A 14,239-nucleotide genomic window follows, 5' to 3' on the forward strand; every position below is an offset into this window, starting at 1 on the left:
ATGTGGGAGGCGGTACAGGCCCTAGCCCTTGGTGGCGCCTGAGGTGATGCCACGGATCATGGACCGTTGCAGGAAGAGGTAGACAAGGAGGCTGGGGATCATGGCCATCAGTGCGCCGGCGAGCAGGACGCCCGGGCCCACCGTGGTGTCATTGCGGAGGACCGCGAGCGCCACGGTCAGGGTGTAGTCGCTGGGATCGTTGGCGGCGATCAGGGGGAGGAGGTACTGGTCCCACACCATCATGAAGCCAAAGATTCCAATTACGCCGAGGGCGGGTTTGCACAGCGGCAGGATGATGGCGAACAGCATCCTGAATTCGCCGACGCCGTCCAGGCGGGCTGCTTCCTCGATCTCGGCCGGGATGTCCTTCATGAACTCGCTCATGATGAAGATGGAGAATCCCCAGATCCCGACGGGGAGGATGACAGCCAGCACCGTGCCCCGCAGGCTGATTCCGAGGAGCGGGAGATCGCCCAGCACCAGCGACAGCGGGATGCCGATGATTTCTTCCGGGAGCATCATCGTCATGAGGACAAGGAGCAGTACCAGTGCCTGGCCCCGGAATTTCTTCCGGCTCAGGCTGTAGGCCGCAAAGACGGAGACGGTCATTTGCAGGAGGAGCCCGCCTCCTGCCACTACCAGGGAGTTGAGCAGGTAGCCCCACAGGCCCTGTTGCCGGGCGGCTTCAAAGTTCTGCAGCGTGAAGGTTTTGGGCAGCAGGGAAATGTCCGTGGGGCTGGAATTGCGGTCAAAGGCGCCCGAGATGATGGCCACGAAGGGCAGCGCGAAGATGCAGAACACCAGGGCGCACAGGACTATCCGGAGGGCCATGTTCGGCCCGAACCGGGGCGACCAGCCCAGTGCGGTATCGAAGCGGGCGCCGGCGGACGGTTTTGGGGTGCGTTGTGTGGTTTTCACAGCAGTCTGGCTCATCGTGCTGCCTTCCTCTTGGCCAGGAGTTGGGTGCCGACGGTCAGCAGCAGGGTGACCACCAGCAGGAGCACCGCGGCCGCGGATGCCACACCGATGTCATTGCGCTGGAATCCGAGTGAGTACATGCGTGTCATCCAGACTTCCGTTGAGCCGGCGGGGCCGCCGCCCGTGAGCACGTAGACCTCGGTAAAGCTGCGGAGGCTGCGGATAGCGGCGAGGGTCAGGACGATGACCAGCGAGGGGCGAAGCGCCGGGAGGGTGATGTACCGCAGGCGTTGCCAGATCGTGGCGCCATCCACTCCGGCGGACTCGTAGAGTGAGCGGTCGACGCCGGTGAGGCCGGCGAGGATAATCACCATGTTGTATGGCGCACCGGACCAGATACCCACGACGGCGATGGACCAGAGCGCGGTGTCCGTCCCATTGAGGAACTGGAGGGGTCCGAGTCCCACCCAGCCGAGGATGCTGTTCAGCGGCCCGTCAGCGGTGGGGAAGTAGAGGATGCGCCAGATTTCGCCGACCACGGCCAGCGCCGTCACCACCGGAAGGAAGATGGTGGTGCGCAGGATCCACAGGGAGCGGGCTTGGCCCTCCAGGAGCAGTGCCAGCACAAAGCCCACTACCAGCGCGCCCAGCGTTTGGGTGGCGCCGAGTACCACAGTGTGTCCCAGTGCTTCCATGAACCGGGCATCGGTCAGCACGGAAAGGTAGTTGTCGAATCCCACGAACACATCGCCCAGGAACGGCTGGACCTTGAAGAAGCTCAGCCTGATGCCCTCCGCCATCGGGATGAACTTGAAGTACAGCCCCAGCACGGCGGCCGGCACCAGGAAGAGCCAGATGGCCAGCGCCTGTTTAGCGTTGCGGCGCACCTTGCTTTGCGGAGCCGGGCCGTTACGCCGGGCCGGGGCCGGAAGGCTCGCCGGCCTTGTCGGTGTGGTGGTCATGACTTGGCGTTCTGGCTTTCGAGCTCGTTGTCGATGGCAGCATCCAGATCCTTGAGTCCGGACGTGATGTTGTCCGCTCCGCAGTCTGAGACGATCTTGTTCAGGGCCTCGGCGGCGGCCTGCTTGATGGGTACGAAGTTGATGGCGGAGGGGAATGCCTTGGATGAATTCTTGAGGGCGTCCTGGACAACGGCCCACCGCGGATCGTTGTAGACGGCGGCGGCGTCGACGCCGGAGTTCACCGGAACCCGGACCACCGGCTGCTTGCCGGCTGTCATGCCTGACTTCTGGCCATCGGCCGATACCAGGAAGTCGATGACCTTCTTGGTCTGGTCCGGTTTGCCGTTGCTGGCCGTGACGTAGATGTTTTCACCCTCCGCGAGGACCGTATTGTCCTCGGTGCCCTTGGGGCTTTCGATGACTTCGTAGGCGTCTTTCCCAAGCGCGGTATCAAACGAGGAGAAGTTGTAAGGTCCGGTGAGGATGATTCCGGCCTTACCTGTCTGGAAGAAGGGGGAGGCGACGCTGGTGGCCGCGGTCAGTGCGCCGGGCTGGGTGTTGCCGGGTGTGCAGAACTGCTGCTTGATCCAGGTGACGCCGTCCTTCGCCGAGGATGCGGAGGCGGAGAACTTTCCGCTGCCCTCGTCCTTGAGGTAGGAGCCGCCGTCCTGCCACAGGTAGGAAGAGGCCCACCAGCCGAGGTAGCCGCGTTCGGTGGAGCCCGGAACGGTCATGCCGTAGGTGTCTGCCTGGCCGTTGCCGTCCGGGTCCTGCGTGGCAAAGGCGGTGGCGAGCTTTGCCAGTTCTTCCTGGGTGGTGGGGATGGGCAGGCCGAGCTTCTCGCGCCAGTCCTTGCGGATCATGGTCACCATGGTTTGGCGGGAGAACGGCACGCCGTAGGTGGCGCCGTCCAGGCCCGTGGTTTCGTTCCACAGGGAGTCGGCGATGGTGTCGTTGCCCGCCACCGAAGACTTGTCGATCTTCTGGAGGTAGCCCTGCGAGGTGTAGTTGCCCAGGGCCGCGGAGTCGTTGATGACGATATCCGGCAACTTCTTGGAAGCGGCCCTGGTCTGCAGCTGCTGGTCAAGGTCGGGGACACCCTGGAAGTTGACCTGCACGCCGGTCTTGTCAGTGAACTCCTTGAACATCGCCGCGTAGGTGGTGGCGGCGTCGGTCCCGGCGCGTGCCCAGACTTCAATGGGCTGCCCGTCGTCCTTTGCCGCCGGTGCCGCGCTGCCGCCGGCACATCCGGTCAGTAGCGCTGCGGACGCCACTGTCAGGGCCACGGCAGTGCGGGAACGGGTCTTCACTTTCGAATCCACTCTGATTCTCCTTTTTACATATATGAATGCCTGTTACTATGTGAAACGTACTTCACGAGAGTATGATTAGGATCACAGGCTGTCAACAACTGGAGGAATCTTGTCCGCAGAATCCACGGGCGCCCGCATCGCGATTACCGGCGGCGCCGGAATGATGGCCACGCTGCTGCGGCCCTACCTCGCGGAAGCCGGCTACGCCGTCCGGCTCCTGGACCTGGCCGAAGCCCCCCGGCTGCTGCAGAACGAAACGATGCACGTCGGCTCGGTAACTGACCCCACCTTCATGAACGCCGCGCTGGAGGGAACCACGGCCGTGGTGCACCTGGGCGGACTGCACCGTGAAAAAACCTGGGAGGAGATCGTGCTGACGAACATCACCGGCACCCAGGTGACCCTCGAAGCGGCACGGCGCAACGGCGTCGAACGCGTCCTCCTGGCGAGCTCCACGCACGCCGTGGGGTTCCATCCGACCGCGGCCGCGGCTCCGGACGTGGTGCTTACCCCGCGTCCGGACACCTACTATGGCGTCAGCAAGGCGGCGGTGGAGGCGCTGGGGAGCCTCTACGCAGACAAGTTCGGCATGAAAGTGGTCAGTGCCCGGATTGGTACCGGCGGTGAACGGCCGGGCAACGTGCGGACGCTGGGTTCGTGGCTGTCCCCTGCGGATTCGTTCCGCCTGGTGCAGGCCACCCTCAGTGACAGGGGCGCGCCGGGCCATCATGTGGTCTGGGCGGTATCGGCGAACACGCGCGGATGGGCCAACCTGGAAGCTGGCCGCGCCATTGGCTTCGAGCCGCAGGACGATGCCGAGGTGTTCGCTGGCGGCATCGACACTGCCACGGAAGACGGGTTCGCCGCGCTTCTTGGCGGGGCATGGGCCGGCAGCGGCCATAAGGTAGGAATGGACAACTACCCGGCCCTGGCAGCCAAATGATGTTCGCCAGGCCCGGATCGCGGCGGAAGGGGGAGCGCTGATGGCGTCGCTCGATGTACAGGACGGCGCGCGGGCGGAGACTTCCGGCGGCGACGTGAAGCTGGTCAAGTCCGCCGAGCGGACCATAGCGATCCTCGAACTCGTGGCGGCAGCGCCACAGCCGCTGACCACGGCGGAGATCTTCAAGCTGACCGGGTACCCCCGGTCCAGCCTTCACTGGCTCCTGCTGACTCTGCTTGAACTGAACTGGATAGAGCAGACTCCCGAAGGCGCCTACCGGATCGGTACGCACGCGCTGCTGTGCGGCACGGCCTACCTTGACCGGGATCCCGTCATGGAGCACGTCTCCGGCATCCTCGAAAAAGTGCGCAATGCAACCACCTTCACCACCCACTATGCCCGGCTGGACCGCTCGGACGTGATCTACCTGGCGACTCGCCAGGCGGTAGACCGCCGCCGGCTCTCATCGCGCGTTGGCCGTAAGCTTCCTGCGCAGGTGACGGCGCTGGGCAAGGCGATCCTCTCCGAGTACACCGACGATGAAGTGCGGCAGCGGCTTGGACCGGGCCCCTACGCCCAGTTGACGCCCAAGACAGTGTCCGGCTTCGACGCCCTGCAAACCGAACTGGCTGAATTCCGGAAGTCGGGGCACGCGGTGGAATGGGAGCAGAATACCGTGGGGCTCTGCTGCGTCAGCGTCGTGGTCCCGTACCGCATTCCGGGAACGGACGCCATGAGCTGTTCGATTCCGGTTGAACTGGCCACTGAGGATGTCCTCGCCGAGACCGTGGCGACGCTCCAGTCCGCGGCTGCGGAACTGGCGCGCACCCTGCGTGCCGCCGGCATCCGCTAGTCCGCCCGCCGTCGTACGTCCTGGCAGTCCCGTTGCGGTGCCCTAAACCCGCCACCGCACCGGCAGGATTCCCGTGGCAGGCTTTGCCACGTAAAGTGACTGGAGAAATTCAACATGTGAATAAGGGGAGACATGATTATTGGGGGAACCATGGTGATCGTCCTGATCGCCGCCGCAGCAGTGGTGGTGCTGCTCATCGCGGGATTCATTTTCTATACCAAGAGCATCAGGTTCGCCAAGCCCAACGAGGCGATGCTGATTACCGGCAAGAGCGATCCGAACACGACGAACGAAACCTCCGATGACCAGTCGCGGGTCATCATCAACAACAGGGCATTCGTCAATCCCATCACCGAGCGGGTCAGCCACATCTCGCTGTCCTCGCGCCAGGTTGAGGTGACCATCGAAGCGATTTCCAACAACGGCATCCAGCTCAAGCTGACAGGTGTCGCCCAGGTCAAGGTCGGAGGCGACAAGGTCTCGGTCCGCAAAGCCGCCCAGCGGTTCCTGGACCAGCAGGACGCCATTGACCACTACACGCAGGAAACCCTCTCCGGTTCGCTGCGCTCGATTGTTGGCACACTGAGCGTTGACGCGATCATCAAGGACCGCGCCCAGTTCGCGGCCTCGGTCAAGGAGGAAGCTGAACACTCCATGACCAACCAGGGCCTGGTGATCGACACCTTCCAGATCAAGTCCGTGGACGATACCGGCGGCTACCTGAAGAACCTGGGGCGCCCCGAAGCTGCGCTGGTGGCCAGGAATGCGAGCATCGCCGAGGCCAATTCACAGCGCGAGGCAGCTGAGGCGAAAGCCCTCGCGGACCAGAAGACGGCCGAGGCGGAGCAGAAGCTGGCGCTCCGCCGTGCTGAACTCAAGCAGGAAACCGATGCCCGCCAGGCTGAGGCCGATGCTGCCGGCCCGCTGGCACAGGCTGACCAGCAGGAAGCGATCATCCTGAAGAACCAGCAGGTAGTGGCGCGCCAGGCGGAACTCCGTGAGAAGGAACTCGACATCGAGGTCCGCAAGCCCGCCGATGCCGCCAAGTACAAGGTGGAAACGGAAGCGGCGGCGGATTTGTCCCGCCGTACCCGGATCTCGGAAGCCACCAAGGTGGAGGCGGCCGCCGAACTGGAGACCAGGAAACTGCGGGCTGCCGGCAACGAGGTGGAAGCCCAGGCGCTGGCCGCAGCCAACACGGCCAAGGGCAACGCGGAAACGGAAATCAACAAAATCCGCGGCCTGGCCGAGGCGGAAGTCACCAAGTCGCAGGGTATCGCCGAGGCCGATGTCATCGGACTGCGGGGCAAGGCCGAGGCAGAGGCCATCGAAGCGCAGGCCAAGGCGTACAGCGAGTTCAACGAGGCAGCCATCCTGAACAAGCTGCTGGAGGTCCTGCCGTCCATCGCGAAGGAAATCGCGGCCCCGATGGGTGCCATCAGCAACATGACCGTCATCTCGAACGACGGCGCTGGACAAGTGAGCAGGAACGTCTCCTCGGGTGTGCACGAAACGGCCCAGCTCCTCAAGGACACCACTGGATTTGACGTCATCCAGATGCTGAAGGGCTTCGGCCAGCCGGGCGCAACCCCAACAGCCGGCACGCCAGCGACGTCCGTTGGTTCAGCAGGCAACGGCAAGTCGCCGGAGCAGGCCACACCGCAGGGCCCCGGGCAGGAATAAGGCACTTCCACCCTGAAACGCCGCGGTCCGTTCCCACGGGCCGCGGCGTTTCCTTCATCTATTACCCGGCAGGTTTCAACGGGCAATGACCACCTTCAGTGCGCGTGTCTCGGCCGCCCGGCTGAACGTGTCGTACGCGTCCATGAACTGGTCGAAGCCGAAGTGGTGGGTGGCGAACTTCTCCGCAGGCAGTTTGTTCTGTGCCACCAGGCGCAGGAGCATCGGGGTGGTGTTGGCGTTGACGAGGCCCATGCTGACGTTGATGTTCTGGATCCACAGCCGTTCCAGGTGCAGCTCCACCGGCCTGCCGTGCACGCCCACATTGGCCACATTGCCGCCCGGGCGGACAATCTCGGTGCACATGTCGAACGTCGCGGGAATGCCCACGGCCTCGATGGCCACGTCCACGCCCAACCCGTCCGTGTGCGAGAGCACTTGGCTCTTCCAGTCGGCGTCTGAGGAAACCACCACGTGTGTGGCGCCGAAGCTGCGGGACTGATCCAGCCGGTTCCGGTCCAGGTCCACCGCGATGATTCCTGCGGCCCCGTAGAGCCCTGCGGTGGCAATCGCTGCCAGGCCCACCGGCCCTGCCCCCACCACTGCCACGGTGTCGCCGGGCTTTACCCGGCCGTACTGGACGCCGATTTCGAAGCCCGTGGGAAAAATGTCCGAGAGCATGACAGCCTGCTCATCGCTGACTCCGCCCGGCAGCAGGTGCAGCGAATTCTCCGCATACGGCACCCGGACGTACTCCGCCTGCGTCCCGTCAATCAGGTGGCCGAAGATCCAGCCAATCCCGGCGGCGCCCTCGTCACCGAGGCAGTGCGAGTACAGGCCATTCCTGCAGTTGGCGCAGTGTCCGCAGGACTTGATGCAGGAGATGATCACCCGGTCCCCGGGCTTGAGGCTGGTGACGGATGAACCAACCTCGGTGATGGTGCCGACGCCCTCGTGCCCCAGGATCCTGCCCTCCTGAACGGCGGGCACATCACCCTTGAGGATATGCAGGTCCGTCCCGCAGATGGTGGTGGTGTCCACCCTGACAATCGCGTCGCCGGGGTTCCGGATGGCAGGGGCCGGCACATCGGTCCAGGACTTCTTCCCGGGGCCGCCGTAAACAAGCGCTTTCATCTCTGGTCCTTGCTGTTGGGGGGTGCGTCGCCGAATGGTGTGCCGGTACGCCCGATTGCGCGGCCTCCCTGCGCCGCGCCGTTCCGTGCCCGCGGAACAGGACGCGTCCCGGGCATTAAGCATGGAAGACCTGTTCTCCCGCCGGTAAGGGTCTTAGGGCCCGGGCATCCGGTCCGTATCCGGGCCACGTGATGCTGCAGGACCAAGGACCCTGGAAGCGCCGGACGGAAAGGGGTGACGCTTGAACCCGGCCCCCGGAGGTCCTCTTCCCGCTGGCCAGGAGTGTTGCCCGCTGATACGAATGGACCAGGACAATTTCGATGGGGGACACGGATGCAGCTGACAAAAGAAGACACCTCCCGGAGCCGGGGGACCCTGCCCGGGCTGGCGGGACTCCTGCTGTTCGTGGCTGCGCTGATGCTTGGCAACGCAGCCCCGGCGCTCGCGGTTCCGCCGTCCTCCGTGCTGGTTGAGGACACCGCCGGAGTGCTTGACCGGAACGCCCTGGTCCCGGCTGTTGAAGCGATGGACTTCCACGAGCCCACCACCGTGGCGGTGTACACGTACAACGGGCGGCCTGAAGACAACCTCAACGAGGAAGTGCTGCGGTTCGCCCGCGCCGAGCATCCTGAGTGGATCAGCGCGGACGGGCAGAAGTGGGCGGACGGGCTGTTCATCTTTGCCCTGGACCCCGTGGGCCGCCACGTGGGGACGTACATGGGTGAAGACCGTAAGGTGTCGCTGGAGCAGCGAAACAATATCCAGGACGCCACCAAGGAACTGTTCCGTGACGCCCAATGGACGGACGGCACCCTCGCCGGGGTCCGGCGTGCCGCGCAGCTGATTAACCAGCCTTGGTACCAGTCGGCAGCCTTCCTGGTCACGGCCTGGGTCAGCGGCGGGATCGCCGCCCTGGGTGCCGGCGCCTGGCTGATTGTCCGCGCCGTCACCAGGTCCGCCAGCCGGAAGGAGATTGAGCGCGGTGACAGGAGCTACGCCAGCGTCAGCATGGACCTGGACGTCACGGAGCTCAACGCCGGCACCATTCCGGAGTCCTCCCGCTACGGCAGCCAGGTCCTGGAGAAGCACCGCACGTTCCTGAACCGGTACGCCGCTGCCACCGATCTTTCCAACAGGGTGCATGCGCTCGGCCAACGCTCGCTGGGCCGCCGCGGGAACCTCAAAGTCACCCGCGAATACGCCGACGCCGCCACCGAACTCGATGCACTCGATGACGTCATCGCGGACACGAATGCTTTCCTCAACCGGGCCGCCACCTGGCCCGCCGCCTGGGACCGCCAACTCGCACCCTTCCGCAACGACCTGTCCGGGCTCGAACAGCTGTTGACCAGGCACCACGGCCAGGCGAATTCTGCCACCGCCGCGGCGCTGCGGTCCTTCCGGGACAACAGCCTGCGGGATATTGAAAAGTGGACCGCGGAACTGGCTGAGGAACGGATCTCCCCCGAAACGGCGCTTGACCGCCTTGACGGGGCACGCAGCAGGTTGGCCGGGCTCCTGGAGGACCACGCCGCAACAGTGATAGCCGGCTTCGCGAAGAATGAACGCGAAGCGAAACTGATGCGCCGGCAGATGGAGGCTGCCCAGGACGGCCTGGGGCGCAGCCAACGCCGGACCTATGAGCCCAGCATCCTGGGAACCGTCTACCCGTCCTACCACTTCTTCAATGTCGCGGCTTTCAGCTCGGGGCTCAGCACCGGCCTCAACAGTGTCAGCTCAGCACGGGGTGGCGGCGGAAGCACCACCACCGGTTACGGAAGCAGCGGCGGCAGCTTTTCGGGCTCCGGGAGTTCGTCCAGCTTCTGACGCCGGGCAGGTGCCGCCGTGGCAGTGCCGATCCGCACGCGGCCTGCCGCCGCCGCAGGGCTGATTGTTGCCGCCGCCGCATACCCTTGGCTCATGAGCGAGCGCAGAACTACGTGGCACGCCCGGCACAAGGAGGGCCTTAGCCGGGGCGAGCGGGCGGCGGACGTCCTCCGGAACGGGATGGGCAGCTGGACGTTCGTAGGCATATTCGTGGCCTTCATGGCGGCGTGGGCTGCAGTTAACACCTATCTGCTGACGGCCACTGCCTGGGATCCCTACCCGTATATCCTCCTGAACCTGTTCCTCTCCATGCTGGCGGGCCTGCAGGGGGCCATCCTCCTGATTGCCGCCAAACGGCAGGATGCGATTGCAGCAGCCATGGCACGGCACGACCTCGAGACGGACATGCAGTCCAAAGGCGAAATCGACCGGCTGATGGCCATCAACAGCCAGCAGCTTGAGTTGCTGGAGGAGCTGCGGGCGCTCCTGAAACAGAGGAGTACGACGCCGGAGGGCGGGGGCCGCTCCTAGGCCTCCGCGGGTGTGCGGCGCTGTTTGGCGGGGACCGGCAAATCCGGATCAGGGCCGCGGGTGGAACTGTCCGGTCCGGTGGGCGACAGGCCAAATGACCCTGGTCTGCCAAGTGGCCGGGTCCGGTTCCTCTTCCGGGTCGCTGAGGTAGTACTCCCACATGGTGTCGGCAGGGGTGAGCCCGTCAGCCCGCATCTGCTGCTGGATGGCTCCGTATGTTTGTTGGAGGGTGTCGTAGGGGCCGGTGTGGAGCGCTTCCACGGCATCGGTCTCCGGCAGCGTTCCGGCCATGACGCCATTGGTGGTGGTGAACGTGCCCGTGATGGGGAACCCGGCCTCCACATCCACTGTTTCGCCGGGCATTCCGTAGTAGCGCGCGAAAGGCGGTCCGGCCGGGGCGGCACCCTGGCGCTGCGCTGCCGCCATGACAGTGCCGAAGGCCCGGCCGAAAAAGTCCGGGAGCGCATCCATGCGGACCTGTTCACGAACGACGGCGACCGCCTGCTCTGCGAGGTGCACCTGCCGGGGCGGCTGGCCGGCGTCGCCGTTGTTGCTGGAGGTGTTCATGGCACCATCGTGCCGTTCGCGGGCCCGGCCCGGCAGGGCCTTTGGCCCCTATGGCCGAGCGCATGGGCCGGCTGGCAGTCACCTGCGCCTACGCCGCAAAATCGTAGGCCTGGCGCATCCATCCGGCAACCTCGGCGTCCACCTGGCCGGCGTCCGCGATTTCGAGGTGGTGCATCCAGATCGCGGGGGGCGGCATGGGCGATCTGCTTGAACCGCCGTGACGCCGACTCAAAGGGAAGCGCCAGGGAGAGGACAACGGGAACCTGGGACTTCAGGTACATGCCGGGCAGCCACAGGTAGGCAAAACCGCGCCGCCGACGGAACGAGACCTGGCTTTTGGAGGCTCGTTCCTCGACGTTGCCGAAGGATGAAGCGATGCGGCTGACTTCCCGGAAAACCGCGAGGGCCTCAGGGGAGCCGGCGAAGAAGCGTTCCACAGTCCAAGACGCGCCTCCGGGCTCCGGACCGGCGGCGGCTATTCGAGCCCTGCCCGGGTGGCGTCGTCAAGCGTCGTCCGCCAGGTTCCTGTTGCGGACAGGGTGAACTTCCTGCCGGTCACCGACTGGGGAACGATGCGTATCAGGTGCTCCTGGCCCACCCCCTGCCAGGGGAACAGCCCGCGGCGGGTGTCGTTGAGCGAAGTCCCCGAGGCGTCGTCCTGGACTGCTTTGCCCTTGACCACGACACTCCATGCCAGCCCGAACTCGCCGCTGACGCTGTCAGCTTCGAGGGCAACCAGCGAGTTCGCTTCCATGGCATCGAGCTTGGTTCCGCTGCCGGTGCGGAACAGCACGCCGCCGCCGTCGGGCTTGAAGCTCACCGGGAAGACGTCCGGCTGGCCATCAACAACCACGGCGAGGCGTCCAACGCTCGTGTTCTCCAGCAAGCGCCAGCATTCGTCAGTATCGAGGATTTCAGCTTCGGGCACCATGTTCTTGTCGGTCATGTCCAGATCCTAGAAGCCCGGCCGGGGGACCAACAGGGCCCAAAGACCGTAAGTGCCGCCGCGCCCGGCAGCACCCTGCGCTGGGCCGTAATGCCCTAGTGGTGCAGCCCCGCGCCCACTACATTCGGCCGTATGCACAACAGTTCAGGGGCTCCGGAGATGGAAGTGCTCAGCACCGATGACTGCTGGGACCTCCTGCGCGAAGTGTCGGTGGGCCATCTCGCAGTCCTCGTGGACGGGCACCCGGAAATCTTTCCGGTCAACTACAAAGTGGACAAAGGGGCCCTGGTGTTCCGTACCGGCGAGGGAACAAAGCTGGCCGCCCTGGGCGGGGACGCCGGCGTCGCACTCGAAGCTGACGGCACCGGGGGCGAGCCGCGGCGTGCATGGAGCGTGGAGGTCAAGGGCCGCGCGGTGGTCCTGGAAGCGTCCCCGGAGCTGATGAAGGGCGTGGGCCTTGTTCTGTTTCCGTGGCAGGCGGGACCCAAGGACCACTTTGTGCGGATCGTCCCGAGGTCCGTGACCGGCAGGCGGTTCGTGGTTGCTTCCCCGCTGACGTGGTGGAACCACCTGGATACCCCGCGGGCGGACCTTGACTAAGGGACAGCCGTCCCCGCCGGGCGTGATCGCAGGGCCCGGGACGGGCGGCAACAGTCCGGCGCCGGGCGAGCCGCTGCTTGCCAGGATGCGGGCCCAGGTCCGCCTGTCCCCCCTGGTTTTCCTGACCTGCCTGGTGCTCGCCGCCACCTTGGGGCTGCTGCTCGCGGGGCGGGACGAGCCAGCGCGGCTGGGGGCGTCCGCCTATGCAGCCCTCGTGGCCGTGTTCCGCACGGTGGCGATGATCAGGTCCCTCCGGGAGGGCCGCTGGGGGATCGACGTGCTGGCGCTCATGGCCATCGCGAGCACTGTGGCCGTGGGCGAGTACCTGGCGGCGCTGGTGGTCATCCTCATGCTGTCCGGCGGCGAGGCGCTGGAAACCTTCGCCCAGGGCCGCGCTGTCCGCGAACTGAGGTCGCTGCTGGACAGGGCCCCACGCTACGCCCATCGGGAAACCGACGGATCGGTGCTGGAGGACACGCCCATCGGCGAGGTGCTGCCGGGCGACATCCTGGTGGTGCGGCCCTCCGAACTGGTCCCGGTGGACGGCGAGCTGCTGTCCGGGGCGGCCAGCATGGATGAATCCTCCCTGACCGGTGAGAGCCTTCCCGTGGAAAGGGTGCGGGGCGACCTGCTGCTCAGCGGCTCCGTCAACGGCGAGGCTGCCATCAGGGTGCGGGCGGCGGCCACGGCGGCGGACTCGCAGTACAGCCGCATTATCGCCCTGGTGGAGGAGGCTTCGTCCAGTCGGGCGCCGGTGGTGCGACTCGCGGACCGCTACGCCGTTCCTTTCACCGCGCTCGCGGTGGCCATGGCCGCCACCGCCTGGTTCCTTTCGGCAGACCCCGTCCGGTTTGCCCAGGTCCTGGTGGTTGCCACGCCGTGCCCGCTCCTGATCGCCGCACCCGTGGCCTTCCTCGCCGGCACCAGCCAGGCTGCCCACAAGGGCATCATCATCAAGAACACCGGAACCCTGGAACAGCTGGCCCGCGCCCGGACGGCCGTCTTCGACAAGACCGGAACCCTGACCTCCGGGCGCCCCGTCCTGGACACTGTGCAGGCGGCACCGGCCGCGGGATCCGGTGCCGGTCCGGCCTTTGATCCTGCGCGGATCCTGCAGTTGGCTGCCTCTGCCGAACAGTATTCCTCCCATGTCCTGGCGGCCTCCGTCATCGAGGCGGCCGCCCAGCGCAACCTGGAGCTCCTGCCGGTGACGGAAGCCACCGAACAGGCCACCCACGGTGTGCAGGCCGTCTGCGGGAACGACACCGTGGTGGTGGGCAAGGCCGGCCTCGTGAAAGCCGCGGCCGGGTTCCGCGATGCCTCGCTCCGCAGCGGCCAGCTGGCGGTGCACGTGGCCATCAACGGGACATACGCCGGAGCGCTGATCATGAAGGACCCTTTGCGGGCCAACGCGGTGGGAACGCTTGACCAGCTGCAGCGGCTGGGGGTCCAGCACACCGTGTTGCTGACCGGCGACGCCGGCGCCACTGCCGCACACATCGCCAGGGAAGCCGGCATCACCAGGGTGCAGGCGGACTGCCTGCCGGAAGACAAGGTCCAGGCCGTGGCGGCCATCCGGGAGCGGCCCGTGCTCATGGTGGGCGACGGCGTCAACGACGCGCCGGTGCTTGCGGCAGCGGACGTGGGCATCGCCATGGGCGCCAAGGGCGCCACAGCAGCCAGCGAATCCGCGGACGTGGTGGTGATGCTTGATGACCTCTCCAGGGTGGCCCTGGCAGTGGCAATCGGACAGCGCACCATGTCGGTGGCCCTCGTCAGCATCTGGACAGGCATTGGGCTGAGCGTCGGGCTGATGGCTGTGGCCATGACCGGCTACATTCCGGCCGTCACCGGTGCGCTCCTTCAGGAGCTCGTGGACCTGGCCACCATCCTGAACGGGCTGCGTGCCCTGCGCGGCGCCACCGTGCGGCCGGGCACACCGGCATGACCTTTGGCACTTCCGGG

13 protein-coding genes are annotated in these 14,239 nt (G+C 65.9%); 7 read left to right on the forward strand and 6 right to left on the reverse strand.

Annotated elements, in window-relative coordinates:
• Nucleotides 1-21 precede the first annotated feature (21 nt).
• The 3 genes from UC32_RS13310 to UC32_RS13320 are packed head-to-tail and all read right to left on the reverse strand — an operon-like array spanning nt 22 to nt 3,202.
• Nucleotides 22-933, reverse strand: a complete 912-nt coding sequence (locus UC32_RS13310; RefSeq protein WP_045731675.1) for a carbohydrate ABC transporter permease — start codon at nt 931-933, stop codon at nt 22-24.
• Nucleotides 930-1,880 carry a carbohydrate ABC transporter permease gene (locus UC32_RS13315; RefSeq protein WP_045731676.1) on the reverse strand — a complete coding sequence of 317 codons (951 nt, stop codon included), beginning with the start codon at nt 1,878-1,880 and terminating at the stop codon, nt 930-932. The genes UC32_RS13310 and UC32_RS13315 overlap by 4 nt, the downstream gene beginning before the upstream one ends.
• Nucleotides 1,877-3,202, reverse strand: coding sequence for an ABC transporter substrate-binding protein (locus UC32_RS13320; protein WP_045731677.1), 1,326 nt, complete (start codon nt 3,200-3,202; stop codon nt 1,877-1,879). Before UC32_RS13320 ends, UC32_RS13315 begins: the two co-directional genes overlap by 4 nt.
• Before the next feature lie 100 nt (nt 3,203-3,302).
• Between UC32_RS13320 and UC32_RS13325 the strand changes: the two genes are divergently transcribed.
• The 3 genes from UC32_RS13325 (at nt 3,303) to UC32_RS13335 (ending at nt 6,672) form a co-directional block, all read left to right on the forward strand.
• Complete coding sequence (locus tag UC32_RS13325; protein WP_082072115.1) at nt 3,303-4,136, forward strand: NAD-dependent epimerase/dehydratase family protein; 834 nt, start codon at nt 3,303-3,305, stop codon at nt 4,134-4,136.
• Between the two features lie 40 nt (nt 4,137-4,176).
• Nucleotides 4,177-4,989 (forward strand): IclR family transcriptional regulator, encoded by an 813-nt coding sequence (locus tag UC32_RS13330; protein WP_045731678.1) that lies wholly within the window; start codon nt 4,177-4,179, stop codon nt 4,987-4,989.
• Nucleotides 4,990-5,121: 132 nt separating this feature from the next.
• Entirely contained in the window at nt 5,122-6,672 is a 1,551-nt protein-coding gene (locus UC32_RS13335; RefSeq protein ID WP_045731679.1) for a flotillin family protein, read from the forward strand.
• Nucleotides 6,673-6,747: 75 nt separating this feature from the next.
• Here the strand turns inward: UC32_RS13335 and UC32_RS13340 are convergent, their stop codons facing one another.
• Complete coding sequence (locus tag UC32_RS13340; RefSeq protein WP_045731680.1) at nt 6,748-7,803, reverse strand: zinc-dependent alcohol dehydrogenase family protein; 1,056 nt, start codon at nt 7,801-7,803, stop codon at nt 6,748-6,750.
• Nucleotides 7,804-8,136: 333 nt separating this feature from the next.
• Here UC32_RS13340 and UC32_RS13345 point away from each other — a divergent pair, with 333 nt between their 5' ends.
• Together UC32_RS13345 and UC32_RS13350 are read left to right on the forward strand one after the other, a co-directional pair.
• The gene (locus UC32_RS13345) at nt 8,137-9,630 is read left to right on the forward strand and encodes a DUF5129 domain-containing protein (protein WP_045731681.1); all 1,494 of its coding nucleotides are present in this window, start codon (nt 8,137-8,139) and stop codon (nt 9,628-9,630) included.
• Nucleotides 9,631-9,723: 93 nt separating this feature from the next.
• The gene (locus UC32_RS13350; protein WP_045731710.1) at nt 9,724-10,161 is read left to right on the forward strand and encodes a DUF1003 domain-containing protein; all 438 of its coding nucleotides are present in this window, start codon (nt 9,724-9,726) and stop codon (nt 10,159-10,161) included.
• 48 nt (nt 10,162-10,209) lie between these two features.
• Here UC32_RS13350 and UC32_RS13355 read toward each other — a convergent pair whose 3' ends face one another.
• Nucleotides 10,210-10,728: a GyrI-like domain-containing protein gene (locus tag UC32_RS13355; protein WP_045731682.1), complete on the reverse strand. Its 519-nt coding sequence runs from the start codon at nt 10,726-10,728 to the stop codon at nt 10,210-10,212.
• A 475-nt stretch (nt 10,729-11,203) separates the two neighbouring features.
• The gene (locus UC32_RS13365) at nt 11,204-11,674 is read right to left on the reverse strand and encodes a pyridoxamine 5'-phosphate oxidase family protein (RefSeq protein WP_045731683.1); all 471 of its coding nucleotides are present in this window, start codon (nt 11,672-11,674) and stop codon (nt 11,204-11,206) included.
• Nucleotides 11,675-11,806: 132 nt separating this feature from the next.
• On the opposite strand from UC32_RS13365, the gene UC32_RS13370 reads away from it, so the two are divergent.
• Both UC32_RS13370 and UC32_RS13375 read left to right on the forward strand, forming a co-directional pair.
• On the forward strand, nt 11,807-12,274 hold the full coding sequence (locus UC32_RS13370) for a pyridoxamine 5'-phosphate oxidase family protein (protein WP_045731684.1): 468 nt from the start codon (nt 11,807-11,809) through the stop codon (nt 12,272-12,274).
• 85 nt (nt 12,275-12,359) lie between these two features.
• A complete protein-coding gene (locus UC32_RS13375; RefSeq protein WP_045731711.1) occupies nt 12,360-14,222 on the forward strand; it encodes a heavy metal translocating P-type ATPase in 1,863 nt (620 codons plus the stop codon).
• Nucleotides 14,223-14,239: the final 17 nt, after the last annotated feature.

This window comes from Pseudarthrobacter chlorophenolicus, assembly GCF_000962805.1.
GTDB lineage: Bacteria > Actinomycetota > Actinomycetes > Actinomycetales > Micrococcaceae > Arthrobacter > Arthrobacter chlorophenolicus_A.

What these genes read in the sequence shown, in the direction of transcription:
- UC32_RS13310 (WP_045731675.1), bottom strand. Translation starts at nt 933, where the DNA reads ATGAGCCAGACTGCTGTGAAAACCACACAACGCACCCCAAAACCGTCC.
- UC32_RS13315 (WP_045731676.1), bottom strand. Translation starts at nt 1,880, where the DNA reads ATGACCACCACACCGACAAGGCCGGCGAGCCTTCCGGCCCCGGCCCGG.
- UC32_RS13330 (WP_045731678.1), top strand. Translation starts at nt 4,177, where the DNA reads ATGGCGTCGCTCGATGTACAGGACGGCGCGCGGGCGGAGACTTCCGGC.
- UC32_RS13335 (WP_045731679.1), top strand. Translation starts at nt 5,122, where the DNA reads ATGATTATTGGGGGAACCATGGTGATCGTCCTGATCGCCGCCGCAGCA.
- UC32_RS13340 (WP_045731680.1), bottom strand. Translation starts at nt 7,803, where the DNA reads ATGAAAGCGCTTGTTTACGGCGGCCCCGGGAAGAAGTCCTGGACCGAT.
- UC32_RS13345 (WP_045731681.1), top strand. Translation starts at nt 8,137, where the DNA reads ATGCAGCTGACAAAAGAAGACACCTCCCGGAGCCGGGGGACCCTGCCC.
- UC32_RS13350 (WP_045731710.1), top strand. Translation starts at nt 9,724, where the DNA reads ATGAGCGAGCGCAGAACTACGTGGCACGCCCGGCACAAGGAGGGCCTT.
- UC32_RS13355 (WP_045731682.1), bottom strand. Translation starts at nt 10,728, where the DNA reads ATGAACACCTCCAGCAACAACGGCGACGCCGGCCAGCCGCCCCGGCAG.
- UC32_RS13365 (WP_045731683.1), bottom strand. Translation starts at nt 11,674, where the DNA reads ATGACCGACAAGAACATGGTGCCCGAAGCTGAAATCCTCGATACTGAC.
- UC32_RS13370 (WP_045731684.1), top strand. Translation starts at nt 11,807, where the DNA reads ATGCACAACAGTTCAGGGGCTCCGGAGATGGAAGTGCTCAGCACCGAT.
- UC32_RS13375 (WP_045731711.1), top strand. Translation starts at nt 12,360, where the DNA reads ATGCGGGCCCAGGTCCGCCTGTCCCCCCTGGTTTTCCTGACCTGCCTG.